The 18437-nt window shown below is 72.2% G+C and carries 13 protein-coding genes; 6 read left to right on the top strand and 7 right to left on the bottom strand.

What is annotated here, in order from left to right; genetic code table 11:
* Positions 1-3: 3 nt before the first annotated feature.
* From Q0963_RS09540 to Q0963_RS09525, 4 genes are all read left to right on the top strand, one after another.
* Positions 4-3909: a DNA polymerase III subunit alpha gene (locus Q0963_RS09540; RefSeq protein ID WP_299445187.1), complete on the top strand. Its 3906-nt coding sequence runs from the start codon at positions 4-6 to the stop codon at positions 3907-3909.
* A 54-nt stretch (positions 3910-3963) separates the two neighbouring features.
* On the top strand, positions 3964-4749 hold the full coding sequence (locus tag Q0963_RS09535) for a bifunctional 2-polyprenyl-6-hydroxyphenol methylase/3-demethylubiquinol 3-O-methyltransferase UbiG (protein ID WP_299445186.1): 786 nt from the start codon (positions 3964-3966) through the stop codon (positions 4747-4749).
* A gap of 18 nt (positions 4750-4767) precedes the next feature.
* A complete protein-coding gene (gene dinB / locus Q0963_RS09530; protein WP_299445185.1) occupies positions 4768-6024 on the top strand; it encodes a DNA polymerase IV in 1257 nt (418 codons plus the stop codon).
* 61 nt (positions 6025-6085) lie between these two features.
* On the top strand, positions 6086-6490 hold the full coding sequence (locus Q0963_RS09525) for a DUF3040 domain-containing protein (RefSeq protein ID WP_299445184.1): 405 nt from the start codon (positions 6086-6088) through the stop codon (positions 6488-6490).
* 15 nt (positions 6491-6505) lie between these two features.
* On the opposite strand, the gene Q0963_RS09520 is transcribed toward Q0963_RS09525, so the two are convergent.
* Both Q0963_RS09520 and Q0963_RS09515 read right to left on the bottom strand, forming a co-directional pair.
* A complete protein-coding gene (locus tag Q0963_RS09520) occupies positions 6506-7000 on the bottom strand; it encodes a DUF456 domain-containing protein (protein WP_299445183.1) in 495 nt (164 codons plus the stop codon).
* A gap of 7 nt (positions 7001-7007) precedes the next feature.
* Positions 7008-7226: a hypothetical protein gene (locus Q0963_RS09515; protein WP_299445182.1), complete on the bottom strand. Its 219-nt coding sequence runs from the start codon at positions 7224-7226 to the stop codon at positions 7008-7010.
* 235 nt (positions 7227-7461) lie between these two features.
* On the opposite strand from Q0963_RS09515, the gene Q0963_RS09510 reads away from it, so the two are divergent.
* Complete coding sequence (locus tag Q0963_RS09510) at positions 7462-9585, top strand: type IIA DNA topoisomerase subunit B (RefSeq protein ID WP_299445181.1); 2124 nt, start codon at positions 7462-7464, stop codon at positions 9583-9585.
* Positions 9586-9610: 25 nt separating this feature from the next.
* Positions 9611-11056, top strand: coding sequence for an APC family permease (locus Q0963_RS09505; protein ID WP_299445180.1), 1446 nt, complete (start codon positions 9611-9613; stop codon positions 11054-11056).
* On the opposite strand, the gene Q0963_RS09500 is transcribed toward Q0963_RS09505, so the two are convergent.
* The 5 genes from Q0963_RS09500 to Q0963_RS09480 all read right to left on the bottom strand — a co-directional run bounded on the left by Q0963_RS09500 (position 11049) and on the right by Q0963_RS09480 (position 18383).
* Positions 11049-12065, bottom strand: a complete 1017-nt coding sequence (locus tag Q0963_RS09500) for a LacI family DNA-binding transcriptional regulator (protein ID WP_299445179.1) — start codon at positions 12063-12065, stop codon at positions 11049-11051. The two genes, Q0963_RS09505 and Q0963_RS09500, sit on opposite strands and share 8 nt — an antisense overlap.
* Before the next feature lie 38 nt (positions 12066-12103).
* A complete protein-coding gene (locus Q0963_RS09495) occupies positions 12104-13048 on the bottom strand; it encodes a carbohydrate ABC transporter permease (protein ID WP_299445178.1) in 945 nt (314 codons plus the stop codon).
* A complete protein-coding gene (locus tag Q0963_RS09490; protein WP_299445270.1) occupies positions 13045-13998 on the bottom strand; it encodes a carbohydrate ABC transporter permease in 954 nt (317 codons plus the stop codon). Before Q0963_RS09490 ends, Q0963_RS09495 begins: the two co-directional genes overlap by 4 nt.
* A 344-nt stretch (positions 13999-14342) precedes the next feature.
* Positions 14343-15719 (bottom strand): ABC transporter substrate-binding protein, encoded by a 1377-nt coding sequence (locus Q0963_RS09485; protein WP_299445177.1) that lies wholly within the window; start codon positions 15717-15719, stop codon positions 14343-14345.
* 222 nt (positions 15720-15941) lie between these two features.
* Positions 15942-18383: a DNA topoisomerase (ATP-hydrolyzing) subunit A gene (locus Q0963_RS09480; protein ID WP_299445176.1), complete on the bottom strand. Its 2442-nt coding sequence runs from the start codon at positions 18381-18383 to the stop codon at positions 15942-15944.
* Between the last annotated feature and the right edge of the window lie 54 nt (positions 18384-18437).

The raw sequence follows: 18437 nt of genomic DNA, 5'->3' as shown, positions 1-18437 counted from the left end.
CCGATGTCCGCCGACGGGTTCGCCCACCTCCACGTCGCCTCGGGCTTCTCGATGCGCTACGGCGCCTCGATGCCCGAGGACCTCGTCGCCCGTGCCGCCGAGCTCGGCCAGGGCACGCTCGCCCTCACCGACCGCGACGGCCTGTACGGCGCCGTCCGGTTCGCGAGCGCGTGCGGCGCGGCGGGCGTCGACCCCGTCCTCGGCGTCGACCTCGCCGTCACCGACCTCGTCCCCGGCCGGGAGCCCCGCCGGGCCCGCACCCCGGTCCGCGGCGGCGCCATCGTCGACCCCCGCCGGCCCCGGGTCACCGTCCTCGCGCGCGGCCGGGGCGGGGGAGCCGGTGCCGGGGTGGGCTGGGCCGCCCTCTGCCGGCTCGTCACCGACACCCACCTGCGCGGCGAGCGCGGCATCCCGGTGACGACCCCCGACCTCCTCGCCCGGTGGTCCGGGCCCGTCGAGGGCGAGGGCGCCCCGGCCCGGCTCGTCGTCCTCCTCGGCCCGGACTCCGACGTCGGGCGCGCGGTCCTCGCCGGGCAGCGCGACCACGCCCGCGACCTGCTCGCCCGCTGGCGGGCCCTCCTCCCACGCGACGGGCTCGCCGTCGAGGTCGTCCTCCACGGCGGCCCCGAGGGCACGCCGGGCTGCCGCTCGCACGCCGCCCGGCTCCTCGGGCTCGCCGACGCGGCCGGGGTCCCGGCCGTCCTCAGCGCCGCCGTCCGGCACGCCGAGCCCGGCCAGGTCCGCACCGTCGACGTCCTCGACGCCGCCCGCCGGCTCGTCGCCCTCGACTCCCGCCACCTCGACCGCGTCACCGACGCCGGCCACCTCGCGGGGACCGCCGACATGCGCGCCCGCGCCCTGACGGTCACCTCCGGCGACACCGCCCGCGCCGACCGGCTCCTCACGATGACCGCGCTGCTCGCCGGGGAGTGCGTCCAGCATGCCCGGGACGACCTCGGCATCGGCGCCGTCCACCTCCCCGAGCCCGAGATCCTCGGCATCGAACCCGGCACCGACCCGATGGACGTCCTCACCCGGCGCTGCCGCGACGCGGTCGGCCGGCGCTACCCCGGCGCCTCCGACACCGAGCTCGGCGTCGTCCACGACCGGCTCGACGCCGAGCTCACCGTCGTCCGCTCGCTCGGCTACCCCACGTACTTCCTCACCGTCGCCGAGGTCACCGACCTCATCCGGGCCCGCGGGGTGCGGGTCGCGGCGCGAGGCTCGGGCGCCGGCAGCCTCGTCAACCACCTCCTCGGCATCAGCGGGGTCGACCCCATCCGGCACCGCCTCCTCATGGAGCGGTTCTGCTCCCCGCTGCGCGCCGAGCTGCCCGACATCGACGTCGACGTCGAGTCCGCCCGCCGCACCGAGATCTACGAGGCCGTCCTCGAGCGCTTCGGCGGCGAGCGGGTCACGTGCGTGTCGATGATGGACACCTACAAGGTCCGGCACGCCGTCCGCGACGTCGGCGCGGCGCTCGGGATGCCGCCGGTCGAGGTCGACGAGATCGCCAAGGCGTTCCCGCACATCCGGGCCAAGGACGCCCGGCACGCCATCGCCGACCTCCCCGAGCTGCGCAGCCGGGGCCTGGACTCCCCGCGGCTCGCACCGTTCTTCGACCTCGTCGAGGCCCTCGACGGCCTGCCCCGGCACATCGCGCTGCACCCGTGCGGGGTCGTGCTGTCCAACGCGGGGATGCTCGACCGCACGCCCGTCGAGGCGAGCTGGCTCGGCTTCCCGATGAGCCAGTTCGACAAGGACGACGTCGAGACCCTCGGGTTCCTCAAGCTCGACGTCCTCGGCATCCGGATGCAGTCCTCGATGGCGCACGCCGTCGCCGAGATCGAGCGGGTCACGGGGGAGCGGGTCGACCTCGACGACCAGGCCCAGGTGCCGCTCGAGGACCCCGACACCTTCGAGCTCATCCGCACCACCCGCACCCTCGGGATGTTCCAGATCGAGAGCCCCGGCCAGCGCGAGCTCGTCGGCAAGCTCGGCCCCACCGCCTTCGACGACCTCATCGTCGACATCTCGCTGTTCCGGCCGGGCCCGGTCAAGTCCGACATGATCACCCCGTTCCTCGAGAGCCGGCACGGCTGGCGCGAGCGGCGCTTCCTCCACCCCAGCCTCGTCCCGGCCCTCGAGGAGACCGAGGGGGTCGTCGTCTTCCACGAGCAGGTGCTGCTCATCGTCGCCGAGACCACCGGGGTGAGCCTCGCCCAGGCCGACGAGGTCCGCCGCAGCATGGGCACCCCGACCGGCCAGGAGGAGGTCGAGGCGTGGTGGCGCCCCGCGGCGCAGGCCCGCGGCTACGACGCCGCCGACCGCGACCGCATCTGGGAGGTGCTCAGGTCCTTCGCGTCGTTCGGGTTCTGCAAGGCCCACGCCGCCGCCTTCGCCCTGCCCACGTACCACTCGGCGTGGCTCAAGACCCACCACCCGGCGGCGTTCCTCGCGGGGATCCTCACCCACGACCCCGGGATGTACCCGAAGCGGCTGCTCCTGGACGACGCCCGCTCCTTCGGCATCCCCGTCCTCGGCCTCGACGTCAACGCCTCCGGCGACACCTACCGGATCGAGCCGGTCCTGGACCTCGACGAGAGGAGGCAACACACCGGGGGCGACGAGGTGACGCCTGCGTGTCCCCTCCTCTCGACGCAGCGGGACGGTGCGGGAGCGACGGGCGGGACGAGTGAGGTGGGTGGTGCGGGCGCGCGGGTCCCGGGCTGGAAGCAGACCCCCCAGCCCTACGGCATCCGGCTCTCGTTCGCCGACGTCAAGGGCATCAGCGAGGCCGAGGTCGCCCGGGTCGTCGCGGGCCAGCCGTACTCCGACGTCGGCGACTTCTGGACCCGGGCCCGGGTGAGCCGGCCGGTCACTGAACGGCTCGTCCTCGCGGGCGCCTTCGACAGCCTCCACGGCACCACCGGGGCGGGCCTCGGGCGCCGCGGCCGGGTCACCCGGCGCGACCTGCTGCTCCACGTCGCCGAGCTCGACCGCTGGGAGCGGGGCGCGGGGCGACCCCGCGGCAGCCGCCGCACGACCCTGCCCGTCTCGGCGGCCCGCGAGGTGGAGGGCGCCGGGGTCGACGTCCGGCTCCGGGCCGCCGCCCAGAGCCAGGCGGCGCGGCAGGTCGTCCCGGCGCAGGCCCAGCCGACCCAGCTCACCCTCGACCTCGGCGACCGGCCCGCTCTCGTCGCCGGCACCGGCCTGCCCGAGATGACCGGCCCGGAGCGGGTCCGGGCCGAGCTCGACGTCCTCGGCCTCGACGTCTCGGCCCACGTCATCGAGTTCTACCACCCGCTCCTCACCGCGCTCGGGGCCACCCGCAGCCGCGACCTCCTCGCGGCCCGCAGCCGCTCCCAGGTGTGGGTGGCGGGGGTCAAGGTCGCCACCCAGACCCCGCCGGTGCGCTCCGGGCGGCGCGTCGTCTTCCTCACCCTCGACGACGGCACCGGACCGTCCGACTGCACGTTCTTCGAGGACGTCCAGGGCCCCTACGCGGAGGTCGTCTTCCACTCCTGGATGCTCCTCGTCCGCGGGGTCGTGCGCCGCACCGGCGACCGCGGGGTCTCGATCCGTGCCACCGGCGCCTGGGAGCTCGCCGCGCTGTGGGACGCCTGGCAGCTCGGCGGGATCGCCGCGGTCCGGCAGGCCGTCGCCGCGGGGGAGTCCGACGCCCGGGCCCGCGCCGAGGCGGCCGAGGCGGCGGCCCGGGAGGCCGACGAGCGCACCGGCCGCCGGGTCCTCGTCCACGCCTCGGGCTTCCGGCAGTCGCCCTACGCCGACGTCCGCCCACCCGGGGCCGACCCGCGCTCCGGGCGGGGCGCCCCGGCCGCGGCCACCGCCCCGGCCCTGCCGTCGCGCAAGCTGTGGCACGCGAGCCCGGGCAGCTCGGGACACTAGGGTGGACACGTCAGCAGCCCTGCCGACGCCCCGCCCCCGACGAGGAGACCGACCGTGGCCGACGACCGTGGCCGACCCCAGCGGCACGGGCCCGCCAGCGGCTCCCGGACGACGGCGGTCCAGCGGGTCCTCGACGCCTACACCGAGCAGCGGCGTGCCGACCTCGGCCGCCCGCTGCGCGTCCTCGACCTCGGGGGCGGCACCGGTGGCACCGCCGTCCCGCTCGCCGTCGCCGGCCACGACCTCACCGTCGTCGACCCCAGCCCCGACGCGCTCTTCTCGCTGCGTCGCCGGGCCGCCGAGCACCAGGTCGAGCACCGGGTCCGCGCGCTCCAGGGCGACGCCGACACCGTGCGCGACCTCGTCAATGACGGCCCCGACGCGGCCTTCGACCTCGTCTGCCTCCACGGCACCCTCGAGGTCGTCGACGACCCCGCCGCCGCCGTCGGCGCCGTCGCCGCGCTCCTCGCCCCCGGGGGGACGTTCTCGCTCGTCGTCGCCCAGCGGCTCCACGCCGTCCTCACCCGTGCCCTCGCGGGCCAGCTCGACCGTGCCAAGGCCGTCCTCGAGCGCCCGGACGGCCGGTGGGGGGAGGACGACCCCGCCCCGCGCCGCTTCGACGAGGGCGCCGTCCTCGACCTCGTCCGTGCCCACGGCCTCACCCCGGTCCACGTGCAGGGGGTGCGGGTCTTCACCGACCTCGTGCCCTCGGCCCTCCTGGACTCCGAGGCCGACCGTGCGGCCCTCCTGGCCCTCGAGGAGGCCGCGGCCGCCGCGGCCGACCACCCGCTGCTCGGGAGCCTCGGCAGCGCCCTGCACGTGCTGGCCACCCGGGACTGACCGCCGGGGGAGCGCCCGATGAGCCGCCGCCAGTTCGCCCTCCCCGAGCGGGTCGGCTCCGCCCCGCTCGACGACACCGGCTGCACCGTCCTGCACGTCGACATGGACGCCTTCTACGCGTCCGCCACGCTGCTGCGCCACCCCGAGCTGGTCGGGACACCGGTCATCATCGGCGGGGGCCACCGCGGCGTCGTCCTGTCCGCGACCTACGAGGCGCGCCGCTTCGGGGTGGCGTCGGCGATGCCGATGGGCCGGGCCCGGCGCCTGTGCCCCCAGGCGACGGTGCTCCCGCCCGACCACGACCTGTACGCGACGATCTCCGCGGGGGTCATGGAGACGTTCCGGTCGGTGACGCCCGTCGTCGAGCCGCTCTCGCTCGACGAGGCGTTCCTCGACGTCTCCGGGGCGCTGCGCCGGCTCGGCAGCCCCGCCACGATCGGCCGGCAGATCCGCGACGCCGTCCACGACGAGCAGGGGATCACGTGCTCGGTCGGCGTCGCCCCGAGCAAGTTCGTCGCCAAGCTCGCCTCGAACCTCGCCAAACCCGACGGCATGGTCGTCGTCCCCCGCGACGAGGTCGTCCCGTTCGTCCAGCAGCTGCCCGTCGCCGCGCTCTGGGGGGTGGGCGACAAGACGGAGGAGGCGCTGGTCCGGCTCGGCCTGCGGACCGTCGCCGACATCGCCCACACCCCGCTCACCACGCTCGTCCGGGCGCTCGGCGCCGCCACCGGGCAGCACCTGCACGAGCTCGCCTGGGGCCGGGACCCCCGCACCGTCGAGCGGGAGCAGCGCGAGAAGAGCGTCGGCAGCGACGAGACCTTCGAGGCCGACCTCGACGACGCCGTCCTGATCCGGCGCCACCTCCTGGCGCTCAGCGAGCGGACGGCCGCCCGGATGCGCGCCGCGGGGACGACCGGCCGCACCATGACCCTCAAGGTGAGGTTCAGTGACTTCACGACGATCACCCGCGCCCGGACGCTGCGCGAGCCCACCGACAGCGGACGGGCGATCCACGAGGCCGCCGTGGGGCTCTTCGACGCCCTCGGCCTCCAGCGGGCCCGGATCCGTCTCGTCGGGGTCCGCATGTCGGGACTGACGCCCGCCCACGAGGCCCCGATCCAGGGGGTCATCGGGGAGCCCGAACACGGCTGGCGGGACGCCGATCGGGCCGTCGACCGGGCCCGGGCCCGCTTCGGGACCGGGGTGGTGAGACCGGCATCTCTCATCCAACCTTCGCCATCGACTACCGCACAGCGACCTCGGGATTTATCCTGAGGGGGTAGGAGCGACATCGGGGACGTCCGTCGGGCGTCCCGGGCCGACCACGGGAGGTTCCGTGCCCCTCTCAGACCACGAGCAGAAGATGCTCGAACAGATGGAGCAGGCTCTCGCTGCCGAGGACCCGAAGTTCGCCTCGCAGATGCAGAGCCGGGGCCTCGGCGCGCTCCAGCGTCGACGGTGGGTCGTCGGTGTCATCGGGGTGCTCGCAGGTCTCGGGCTCGTGCTCGTCGGCGTCAACACCACGATGTGGGTCGGTGCGGCCGGCTTCGCCGTCATGGTCGCCTCGGCGGTCTACGCCGCGACGCCCCCGCGCAAGGCCAAGCTCGGGGTCGTCGGTGAGGGCGGCGGCGTCGACCAGCGCAGCGGCAAGGGTGGCGGCAAGAGCGGCGGCCGGCGCAAGGGCACCTCGATCATCGACCGGCTCGACGAGCGCTGGGAGCGCCGCGAGAACAAATGGTGACCGGCCCGCTCCGCACTAGGTGACGAGCAGCCCCACGACGTAGAGGGCGACGACGCCGAGGGCCGCCGTCAGCTCGATCCCGATGCTCTGCGCGATCGCGACGACCGCGTGCCGCGTCCGGGTCCAAGCCTCGTCCCGCGCGGAGCCGCGACCGGTCTCGACGAGCCAGATCCCCAGGACGAAGCCGACGACGGCCCCGACGACGGGGATGACGAAGAAGCCGACGACGGCGAGCAGCACGGCCAGGACGAGGGTCGAGGTGCGGACGCCCTGCTCCTTGAGGCGGCGCCCCGGGACGAGGTACTGCAGCACCCAGCCGGCGCCCGCGACGAGAACGCTGAGCCCGAACAGCACCCAGCCGGTCGTGCTCTGCTCGGCCAGCGCCCAGACGAGCATCCCCGCCATGACCAGGAGCATCCCGGGCAGCACCGGGACAACGATGCCGACGATGCCGACGAGGATCAGCAGTGGCGGCAGGATCAGCCACACGTCGCCCGCGAGGGCGTCCACGCCAGGCTCAGTCGTCGGCGGTGAGGGGGAGCGAGGGCTCGGTGAGCCGGTCGCTCTCGTCGTGGATCTCGGCCTTGTCGGCGAGCGCGGGGACGTGCTCACGACCGTGGTGTGCGCAGAACAGCAGTTCCCCGCCCGCGTGCAGGCGCGCCCGCACGTAGGCCTGGGCACCGCAGCGGTCACAACGGTCCGCGGTGGTCAGGGCGGGTGCCAGTGCGGCGTTCACGTCGGCCTCCTCGGCTCGCTCGGGGTTCCTGCTGGTTGTTCGTGGCCACCGACCCGAACGGATCGGCGACCTGTGCAACAGTCAAGCACGCCGGATGCTTCCCGGGTCGCAGGGGGCTCCCAACCGGCTGCCTGGTGTCGAGATCGTGACCTTTCACCCGAGGGCCCCGCACCGATCGGGCCACCGGCGGTGTGCCGGTGCGGCCGCGTCGGTGCCGGGGGTTAGATTGCAGGACGTGCCGACCGCAGCGAAGAAGACCGCCACCAGCAAGTCCGCGTCCGAGTACACCGCCCACCACCTCCAGGTCCTCGAGGGCCTCGAGGCGGTCCGCAAGCGCCCGGGCATGTACATCGGCTCCACCGACTCCCGCGGTCTCATGCACTGCCTCTGGGAGATCATCGACAACTCCGTCGACGAGGCCCTCGGCGGCCACTGCGACCACATCGAGGTGCTGCTCCTCGGTGACGGCTCGGTCGAGGTCCGCGACAACGGCCGCGGCGTCCCCGTCGACATCGAGCCGCGCACCGGGCTCACCGGCGTCGAGCTCGTGTACACCCGCCTCCACGCCGGCGGCAAGTTCGGCGGCGGCTCGTACACCGCCTCGGGCGGGCTGCACGGCGTCGGCGCGTCCGTCGTCAACGCGCTGTCCTCGCGGCTCGACGTCGAGGTCGACCGCGGCGGCAAGACGTACGCGATGAGCTTCCGCCGCGGTGAGCCCGGCAGCTTCTCGGACGTGGCCGGGGCGCAGGGGCGCAAGGACCCCGACCACGAGTTCACGCCCTACATCAAGACCAGCGCGCTCGAGGTCATCGGCACGGCCAAGCGCGGGGTCACCGGCACCCGGGTGCGGTACTGGGCAGACCGGCAGATCTTCCTCAAGGACGCCGAGTTCGACCTCGACGGGCTCCTCGCGCGGGCCCGGCAGACCTCCTTCCTCGTCCCCGGCCTCACCATCGTCGTGCGCGACGAGCGCGGCGACGAGCCGGTCGAGGAGGTCTTCGTCCACGACGGAGGCATCTCGGAGTTCTGTGAGTTCCTCGCGCCCGACACCGGCGTCACCGACGTGTGGCGGCTCCAGGGCAGCGGCACGTTCACCGAGACCGTCCCGGTCCTCGACGGCCGCGGCCACATGACGCCCACCGAGGTCGAGCGCGAGTGCGGGGTCGACATCGCCGTCCGCTGGGGGACGGGCTACGACACGACCGTCCGGTCCTTCACGAACATCATCGCCACCCCCAAGGGGGGCACCCACCTGGCGGGGTTCGAGCAGGCCCTGCTCAAGGTGCTGCGGGGCCAGGTGGCGGCCAACTCGCGCAAGCTCAAGGCCGGCAACGACAAGGTCGAGAAGGACGACGCCCTCGCCGGGCTCACCGCGGTCGTCACGGTCCGCCTCGCGGAGCCGCAGTTCGAGGGCCAGACCAAGGAGGTCCTCGGCACCAACGCCGTGCGCGCCATCGTCGCCAAGGTCGTCGAGACCGAGCTGACGAGCCTGCTCACCTCGACGAAGCGGCCCTACAAGCAGCAGGCGGCAACGGTGCTCGAGAAGGTCGTCTCCGAGATGAAGTCGCGGATCAGCGCCCGGCTCCACAAGGAGACCCAGCGCCGCAAGACCGCCCTGGAGTCCTCGAGCCTGCCGGCCAAGCTGGCCGACTGCCGCAGCAGCGACCCCGAGCGCACCGAGCTGTTCATCGTCGAGGGCGACAGCGCGCTCGGCACCGCCAAGCTGGCGCGCAGCAGCGACCACCAGGCCCTGCTGCCCATCCGCGGCAAGATCCTCAACGTCCAGAAGGCCTCGGTCACCGACATGCTCGGCAACGCCGAGTGCGCCGCGATCATCCAGGTCATCGGCGCCGGCTCGGGCCGCACCTTCGACCTCGACTCCGCGCGCTACGGCAAGATCATCATCATGACCGACGCCGACGTCGACGGCGCCCACATCCGCACCCTGCTGCTCACCCTCTTCTTCCGCTACATGCGACCCCTCGTCGAGGCGGGGCGGGTGTACGCCGCGGTCCCGCCGCTGCACCGCATCGAGGTGGTCAACCCGGGCAGCAAGGCCAACGAGGTCATCTACACCTACTCCGAGGCCGAGATGCGGCGGACGATGTCGGGCCTGACCAAGCGCGGCAAGAAGACCAAGCCGATGCAGCGGTACAAGGGTCTCGGCGAGATGGACGCCGACCAGCTCGCGGAGACGACGATGGACCCCCAGCACCGCACCCTGCGCAAGGTCACCCTCGGCGACATCGAGACCGCGGGCAAGGTCTTCGAGCTCCTCATGGGCGGCGAGGTCGGCCCGCGCAAGGACTTCATCATCGAGAGCGCCGGCGCACTCGACCGTGAGCGCATCGACGCCTGAGGGCGTCCGGACGGCGGGAGTGGGCATGGGGGCGCGGGACGAGGCACCCGGCGGTGCGGTCGCGGGGGAGGAGCGCACCGAGCTGAAGCGCGCCATCGGGCCCAAGCTGCTCCTGCTGTTCATCGTCGGCGACATCCTCGGCACGGGCGTCTACGCCCTCACCGGCCAGGTGGCGGCCGAGGTCGGCGGGGCGGCGTGGGCGCCCTTCCTCGTCGCGTTCGCGATCGCCATGGTCACCGCCTTCTCCTACCTCGAGCTCGTCACGAAGTACCCGAAAGCGGCCGGCGCGGCGCTCTACACGCACCGGGCCTTCGGCATCCACTTCGTCACCTTCCTCGTCGCCTTCACCGTGATGTCCTCCGGCCTCACCTCGGCCTCCACGGCGAGCCGGGCGTTCGCCGCCAACCTCGTCGAGGGCGTCGGGGGCGACCCCGACCGCGCCGGGCTCGTGCTGGCCATCGCGGTCGGGTTCATGCTCCTCGTGGCGGCCGTGAACCTCCGGGGCGTCGGCGAGAGCGTCCGGGTCAACGTCGTCCTCACCTGCGTCGAGCTGTCGGGCCTCCTCCTCGTTCTCCTCGTCGGGGTGTACGCGGCGACGGGCGGGAAGGCGGACTTCTCGCGGGCCGTGCTCTTCGACACCTCGGGCGAGAAGAACGTCTTCCTCGCGGTCACGGCGGCCACCTCGCTCGCCTTCTTCGCGATGGTCGGCTTCGAGGACGCCGTCAACATGGCCGAGGAGACCAAGGACCCGGTGCGCACCTTCCCGCGGATCATGATCACGGGGATCAGCATCACCGGCGTCATCTACGTCCTCGTGGCCGTCGTCGCCGTCGCGCTCGTGCCGGTCGGGGAGCTGGGGGAGGGCGACACCCCCCTCACCAAGGTCGTCTCGGTCGGCGCGCCGGGCGTCCCGATCGCCGCGATCATGCCGTTCATCGCGATGTTCGCCGTCGCCAACTCCGCGCTCATCAACATGCTCATGGCGAGCCGGCTCATCTACGGCATGGCCCGCCAGGACGTGCTGCCCCCGGTGCTCGGCCGGGTGCATCGGGGCCGTGGGACCCCGATGGTCGCGATCGGGTTCACGACGGTCGTCGCGCTCGGGCTCATCACCCTCGTCACGACGAGCGAGGGCAGCGCGGTCGCGGCACTCGGCGGGACGACGGCCCTGCTGCTGCTCGGGGTGTTCACGGTCGTCAACATCGCCGTCCTCGTGCTACGCCGTGACCCCATCGACCGCGCCCACTTCCGCACCCCGACACCGCTGCCGGTGCTCGGCGCGGCCGTCTGCTTCTTCTTCACCCTGCCGGTGACCGGGCGCGACCCGGTCCAGTACGTCATCGCGGGCTGGCTGCTGGCCATCGGCGTCGTGCTGTGGGTACTGACCTGGTTCGCGAACCGTGCCGTGCGCGCGAAGCGGACCTACCTGCGCGAGCCGGAGGACCTCTCCGGCGGCGGCGCGGTCAACTGACGGGGGCCGGCCCCGTGGACTCGCGGGGGACCAGGACCGTGGGGATGACGATGTCGTCCTCGGCCACTCCGTCCTCGTCTCCGACGAGCGCGCGCAGGAGGAGGTCGGCAGCGGCCCGGCCCTGAGCAGCAACGTCCTGACGCACGGTCGACAGACCGAGGACCTCGGAGAGGACGTGGTCGTCGATCCCGATGACCGACAGCCGGCCCGGCACGTCGATGTCGAGGCGCCTCGCGGCCTCGCGGACCCCGATCGCCATCTCGTCGGAGGCGGCGACGATCGCGGTCGGTCGGTCAGCGCTCGCCAGGAGGGTTCTGCTGTCGGCAGCCGCGGCCCGGGCGGTCCAGTCCGACCCGAGGATCCACTCCTCCACCAGCGGCAGGCCCGCCTGCTGCATCGTGTCCCGGAACGCGGTGAGCCGGTCCTGGGGCGTCTGGGTGTGCGCGGCGTTGGCGGGGACGTCGCCGACGTACCCGATCCGGCGGTGTCCGAGCCCGATGAGGTGCTCGACGGCGGTGCGCATCGTCGCGCGGTCGTCGATCCGTACGCAGGGCCGCCCGGGGACCGCGGACCCGATCGAGACGAGCGGCAGGCCGAGCCGGTCGACGAGCTCGACCTCGTCGGGGGTCATCGGGACGTTGAGCGAGATGACCCCGTCGACCCGCTTCCACAGCATGTTCTGCGTCAGCGGGAGGCGCTGGTCGTACGTGTCGTCCTCGAGATCGAAGAGGATGACATGGTGGCCGTGCACCCGCAGCTCCTTCTCGATGGCGCTGACGAGGGTCGCGAAGAACCACCGGGTGAGGAACGGAGCGACGACGGCGACGACCCTGGTCCGCCCGGAGGCGAGGGACGTCGCCGTCGGGGACGCCACGTAGTGGAGCTCCTCGGCGACCTCGAGGACGCGGCGGCGGGTGGCCGGGGAGACCCGGTCCAGCCCGCGCAGGGCGCGGGAGACCGTGGCGACCGACACCCCGGCCACCCGCGCCACGTCCGTGATCGTGCTCATCGCCGCGCGACCTCACGGCCGAGGGCCCGCGGGCCCACTCAGCCCTTGACGCCGCCGGCCAGGAGCCCGCGCACGAAGTAGCGCTGACCGAACAGGAAGATGAGCACCGGCACGATGAGCGCCACGAAGGCGCCGGCCGAGAGCAGGTGCCAGTCCTGGCCCCGGGATCCGGAGAGCTCGGCGAGCCGCACAGTCAGCGGCGCGACGTTCGGCGTGCCACCCGCGAAGGTCAGCGCCACGAGCAGGTCGTTCCAGACCCAGAGGAACTGGAAGACCGTGAACGCGGCCACCGCGGGGACGAGCAGCGGCAGGAGCACCCGGAAGAAGATCCGGACGTGACCTGCGCCGTCGACCCTGGCCGCCTCGACGAGCGAACGGGGGATGTCCTTCATGAAGTTGTGGAACATGAAGATCGCCAGCGGGAGCGCGAAGATCGAGTGCGACAGCCAGACCGTCCAGAAGGACCCTGCGAGGCCCACGTCGACGTAGATCGACAGCAGCGGGATCAGCGTGACCTGCAGGGGGACGATCTGGAGGGCGAAGACCGCGACGAACAGCAGGTCGCGGCCGCGGAACTCGATCCAGGCGAACGCGTACGCAGCGAGCAGCGCGATCGTGATCGGGATGACGACCGCCGGGATCGTGATGACGAGGGTGTTGACGAAGTACGTGCCGAACGCGGTGCTGCTCCCGGTGAGCACCGTCTCGTAGTTCTGCAGGGTGAACTCGGGGTTGGTGAACCAGGTCCACCAACCGCTCTGCTGGATCGAGGCCTGCGGTCGGATCGAGGTGATGAGCAGACCGAACGTCGGAATGGTCCACAGGATCGCCATGATGATCGCGATCCCCGTGGCCCAGGGCGAGGTGAGCCTCGTCTTGGCCTCGCTGGCGCGGATCTCGGCCTTGGTGAGCTTGCGGGGGCCTGACGGCCGCTTCTGCTCGACCGACGGTTCGACGGGGATCCCCGGGTTCGAGGTGGTCATCGGATCTCCTCCGAGATTCGCAGCTGGCGTACCTGGTAGACGACCACGGGGATGACGATGACGAAGAGCAGGACGGCCAACGCGGCGCCGAGGCCGAAGTCGAACTGTCGGAAGCTCTGGGTGTAGAACTCGTTCGCCACCACGCTGGTCTGGAAGTTGCCACCCGTCATGGTCCGCACGATGTCGAAGACCTTGAGCGTGGTCATGGTGATCGTCACCCAGACGACGAGCAGCGCGGGACGGATGCTCGGGATGGTGACGTAGCGGAACATGCGCAGGCCGCTCACGCCGTCGAGCCGCGCGGCCTCGACGATGTCGTCGGGGATGGCCTTGATCGCCGCCGAGATGATCGTCATCGCGAAACCGGTCTGGATCCAGACCATGACGACGATGAGGAAGGTCGTGTTCCACGGCACGTTGAGGATGAACTGGTATGGCTCCAGCCCCAGCCACACGAGCAGCTGGTTCAGCAGGCCGATCTGAGGTCGGGCGGGGGCGCGGTACTCGTACACGAAGCGCCAGATGATCGACGCGCCGACGAGGGAGATCGCCATCGGCAGGAAGATCAGGCCCTTGGAGATGGCCTCGCCGCGGGTGCGGTCGATGAGGACGGCGTACAGGAGGCCGAGGCCGACGGCGACGAGCGGCACGAGGATGACCCAGATGAGCGTGTTGCGCAGGACGACCTGGAACTCCGGTGTCGTGAACAGGGTCGAGAAGTTGGCCATGCCGACGAACTCGGAGCGCTCGGGGTCGTACCAGGGGGACCTGCCGTAGAAGGACTGGATGAGCGTGCTGATGCCCGGCCAGATCAGGCCGAGGAGGAGTGCCGCGAGAGCCGGACCGACGAAAGCGATGGCGACCGTCCAGTTCGGGACCCGCTTGCGGCTGTCGACCATGAACAGCAGGAGCGCCATGACCCCGACGAACAGCAGGACCACGAAGACCATGAGGCCGAGCTTGCGGACCGCCGTGTCGGACTCGACGAGGAAGGACGGCCAGGTGATCTCGGGGACGGCGTCGAAGAAGCTGGCTGCGACGAGGCCGACGATCCCGGCGAACACGAGGATCATGAAGAAGCCGACGGCCAGCGCGCCGTAGCTGACCGGGTTTTTGTGCTTGCCGGCCGTCGCATCCGAGGCGGACGCGTCGGCCTTCTCCGGGGTCTGGGTGTCAGACATCGGAGTCACCTCCGTTGGGCTAGGACGGGTAGAGGCCTCGGGGCCGGGACTCTCGCGTGACGAGGGTCCCGGCCCCGAGTGTGGTTCAACCGTGGCGCATCACGCGCCCGCTGTCACGGCCAGGACTGCTCGACCGAGTCGAGCACGGCCTTGGTGTCCTTGCCCTCGGCGATCCAGGCGGTTGCCTCGCGCCAGAACGACCCGGAGCCGACGGCCCCCGGCATGAGGTCCGCGCCGTCGAAGCGGATGAGCGCGCTCGGGTCCTGGAACTGCTCGGCCGCCAGCTTGCTGATCGGCGAGTCGACGTTGGCGACGTCGAGGTTCTTGTTGGCGCTGACGAAGCCGAAGCCCTCCTTCGCCCGCAGGTTCGCGTACTCGGCCGAGGCCAGGTACGTGGTGAACGCGCGGACCTCGGGACGGTCGTCGAAGGCGGCGATGAACTCGCTGCCGACCAGGACCGGCTTCTCCTCCGAGCCCTCGTTGGCCGGGAAGTAGAAGGCGAAGACGTCGCCGTTCTCCGAGACGTCCGTGCCCTCGGGCCAGTTCGCCGCGTAGAACGAGGCCATCTTGTACATGAAGCACGAGCCGTCGAGGATCGGCAGGCCGCCGTCCTGGAAGCTCGTGGAGGCGACGGTCTGGACGTTGCCGAAGCCACCGTTCACGTAGTCGGGGTTGCGCAGGACGGTGCCCACGGCATCCCAGACCTCGACGGACTCGGGCGCGTTGAACGGCACCTCGTGCGCGACCCACTTGTCGTAGTAGTCGGCGCCCTGGTCGCGCAGCATCTTGTCCTCGACCCAGTCGGTCACCGGCCACCCCGTGGCGTCGCCGGAGGCGATGCCGGCGCACCAGGGCTTGACGCTGCCGTCCGGGTTGTCGGCGACGATCTTGTCGCTGAGGGAGACCAGCTCCTCCCACGTCTGCGGGATCTCGTAGCCGGCGTCGGCGAACGCGCTCGGCGAGTACCAGACGAAGGACTTCGAGTTCGAGGAGTTGGGGAAGCCGTAGTACGTGCCGTCGACCGTGCCGTACGCCTTCCAGTCCTCGGAGAAGTTCTCGTCGACGACGGCCTCGGTCTCCTCGAACACCGGGACGACCGCCCCGGTGTCGTTGACCACGGTCTGCAGCAGACCCGGCTGGGGGAACAGCGCGACGTCGGGCGGGTTGCCGGACTGGACGCGGACGACGATCTGAGCCTCGAACTCCTTGGACCATTCGCCCTTGACGTCGACACCCGTGCAGTCCTCGAAGGGCTTCCAGGCCGCCTCGTAGGCGTCGCTCTCGGGAGCCACGATGCTCGCGTAGGTGCTGACGGACTTGCCGTCGATGTCTGCGAACTGCTCGTACGGCGCACAGTCGATCGCGCTGCTGCCGGAACCGCCGTCCGTGCCGCCGCCGCCGTCGTCGCCGGAGCCGCAGGCCGTCACGACGAAGGTCGCCGCGAGGACTCCGGATAGCGCCGTGAACCGGCGCTTGTGGTTGAGGGCCATGCCCGCCTCCATTTCACTGGTTGCGCCGAGACGGGGGGCCTCGGCCGTGAGGGGAACCTCCGTAAACGTAAAAGCGTTTACACATGCGGCGCAACGGCCAGGGCACTCTGAGGCGGTAACGATTACGTAACGTGGCCCGTCACGTGAGGCGGTCGCGGCTCTCGTGAAGGCCGTCGAGAACCCTTGTGCTGAAGCCGAACCCGCGGAGGGTTGTGAGGTGCGTCAGCGGACGGGGGCGCCGATCCCCGCGATGACCGCCGGCGCCGGGGCCCCGGAGCCGTCCCTACGGCCGTTCGGCTCCGGGAGGTCCACGGGCACACCGCCGCTGCCGGAGGCCCGGGCCGGTTGGGCCCCCACCCATGCCAGCACGAGCGCGTCCTCACCGCGGAGGAACCGGTGCGCGCGAACGCCGCCCGTCGCGCGGCCCTTGGCCGGGTACTCGGTGTACGGCGCCACCTTGAGCGACCCTGCCTGGGTGCCCGGAAGGGCGTCCGAGGAGCCGGCGGAGGTGACGACGACGTTGTCGGCGGCGGGGTCGGCGGCGCCGAAGAACACGACGGACGCCCTGCCGGAGAGGCGGATCCCCGTCATGCCGCCGGCCGCCCGCCCCTGAGGACGGACCGAGGAGGCGGGGAAGCGGAGCAGCTGGGCGTCGCTCGTGACGAAGACGAGGTCCTCCTCGCCGGTGCGCAGCGCCGCGGCCCCGACGACCGTGTCGCCGTCCTTGAGGGCGATGGCCTCCCAGTCGGTGCGGCCCGGGTAGTCGGTGGTGACCCGCTTGACGACGCCCTGCGCGGTGCCGAGCGCGATGCCCGGACCGTCGGCGTCGAGCGGCACGATCGTCAGCGGCTCCTCGCCGCGGGGGAGGTCGACGTACACGGCCAGCGGGGCGCCGCCGGACAGGCTCGGAGCACCGCCGAGCGGCGGCAGCGTCGGCAGCTCCAGCGCCGACAGCCGGATCATCCGGCCGAGGGAGGTGACCAGGCCGAACTCGCCGCGCGCCGTGGTGCGGACGGCGCCGACCACCGCGTCGTGGCGGGCCCGCGGGCCGTCGGCCGGGACGGGCTCGGCGTCGGAGGTCCGCGCCAGCAGGCCGGTGGAGGAGAGCAGCACCCAGCACGGGTCGTCGGACACCTCGAGCGGGGTGCTCTGGGTCGCCGGGGTCCCCGCGGACTCGAGCAGGACGGTCCGTCGCGGCGTGCCGTGGGCCTTCGCGACGTCGGCGAGCTCGCCGGAGACGGTGCGGCGGAGCAGCTTCTCGTCGGCGAGGATCGCCTCGAGGCCCTCGATGAGGCGCTGCAGCTCGTCGCGCTCGGCCTCGAGCTCGATCCGGGAGAACTTCGTGAGGCGGCGCAGCTGGAGCTCGAGGATGTACTCGGCCTGGGCCTCGGACAGGTCGAAGACCGAGATGAGCCGGCCCTTGGCCTCGGCGGCGTCGTCGCTGGCCCGGATCAGCTGGATGACCTCGTCGATGTCGAGGATCGCGACGAGGAGGCCCTCGACGAGGTGCAGCCGGTCCTTGCGCTTGGCGAGCCGGAACTCGGTGCGTCGGCGGACGACGTCGACGCGGAAGCCCACGTACGTTCGGAGCAGGTCCTTCAGGCCCATCGTGCGGGGCTGGCCGTCGACGAGCGCGACGTTGTTGATCCCGAAGGAGTCCTCCATCGGGGTGTGCTTGTACAGCTGCTCGAGGACGGCCTCGGCGTTGAAGCCGTTCTTGATCTCGAAGACGAGGCGCAGGCCGTGCTTGCGGTCGGTGAGGTCCTTGACGTCGGAGATGCCCTGGAGCTTCTTGGACTGCACGAGCGTCTTGACCCGCTCGATGACCTTCTCGGGCCCGACGAGGTAGGGCAGCTCGGTGACGACGATGCCCATCCGGCGCGCGGTGACCTTCTCGACCCGGGCGGTGGCCCGGGTGCGGAAGCTGCCGCGCCCGGTGAGGTAGGCGTCCCGCACGCCGTCGAGGCCGACGATGCGGCCACCGCCGGGCAGGTCGGGGCCGGGGACGAACCGCATGAGGTCGTCGAGCGAGCAGTCCGGGTGGTCGATGAGGTGGCGCGCGGCGCCGATGACCTCGACGAGGTTGTGCGGGGCCATGTTCGTCGCCATGCCGACGGCGATGCCGCTCGTGCCGTTGACGAGGAGGTTCGGGAAGGCCGCGGGCAGCACCCCCGGCTGGGTCATCGAGTCGTCGTAGTTGGGGACATAGTCGACGGTGTCCTCGTCGAGGCTCGTCACCATGAGCAGGGCCGCGGGCGCCATCCGGGCCTCGGTGTAGCGGGAGGCGGCCGGGCCGTCGTCGAGGGAGCCGAAGTTGCCGTGCCCGTCGACGAGCGGCAGCCGCATCGTGAACGGCTGGGCGAGCCGGACGAGGGCGTCGTAGATGGCCTGGTCGCCGTGCGGGTGGTACTTGCCCATGACCTCGCCGACGACCCGGCTCGACTTCACGTGCGGGCGGTCGGGGCGCAGCCCGAGCTCGGACATCCCGTAGAGGATGCGGCGCTGCACGGGCTTGAGGCCGTCCCGGGCGTCCGGCAGGGCCCGCGAGTAGATGACGCTGTAGGAGTACTCGAGGAACGCCGAGCGCATCTCGTCCTCGACGTCGATGTCGACGACCCGTCCGAGGTCGTCCTCGGGCGGCGGGGTGTTCGTGCGCGTGGCCATGCGGTGCGGTGTGTCCTTCGGTTCTCGACGGGGTGCGGGGCGTCCCGCGCCCTC

Source organism: uncultured Phycicoccus sp. (assembly GCF_947495705.1).
In the GTDB taxonomy this organism is placed as follows: Bacteria; Actinomycetota; Actinomycetes; order Actinomycetales; family Dermatophilaceae; genus Phycicoccus.
The sequence above is the reverse complement of the archived record's forward strand: the minus strand, read 5'-3'. Positions and strand labels throughout refer to the sequence as shown.

Excerpts from the sequence above, each read along its gene's own strand:
- Q0963_RS09500 (WP_299445179.1), bottom strand. The coding sequence starts at position 12,065 with ATGAGCACGATCACGGACGTGGCGCGGGTGGCCGGGGTGTCGGTCGCC.
- Q0963_RS09495 (WP_299445178.1), bottom strand. The coding sequence starts at position 13,048 with ATGACCACCTCGAACCCGGGGATCCCCGTCGAACCGTCGGTCGAGCAG.
- Q0963_RS09485 (WP_299445177.1), bottom strand. The coding sequence starts at position 15,719 with ATGGCCCTCAACCACAAGCGCCGGTTCACGGCGCTATCCGGAGTCCTC.
- Q0963_RS09490 (WP_299445270.1), bottom strand. The coding sequence starts at position 13,998 with ATGGTCTTCGTGGTCCTGCTGTTCGTCGGGGTCATGGCGCTCCTGCTG.
- Q0963_RS09540 (WP_299445187.1), top strand. The coding sequence starts at position 4 with ATGTCCGCCGACGGGTTCGCCCACCTCCACGTCGCCTCGGGCTTCTCG.
- Q0963_RS09505 (WP_299445180.1), top strand. The coding sequence starts at position 9,611 with ATGGGGGCGCGGGACGAGGCACCCGGCGGTGCGGTCGCGGGGGAGGAG.
- dinB (WP_299445185.1), top strand. The coding sequence starts at position 4,768 with ATGAGCCGCCGCCAGTTCGCCCTCCCCGAGCGGGTCGGCTCCGCCCCG.
- Q0963_RS09480 (WP_299445176.1), bottom strand. The coding sequence starts at position 18,383 with ATGGCCACGCGCACGAACACCCCGCCGCCCGAGGACGACCTCGGACGG.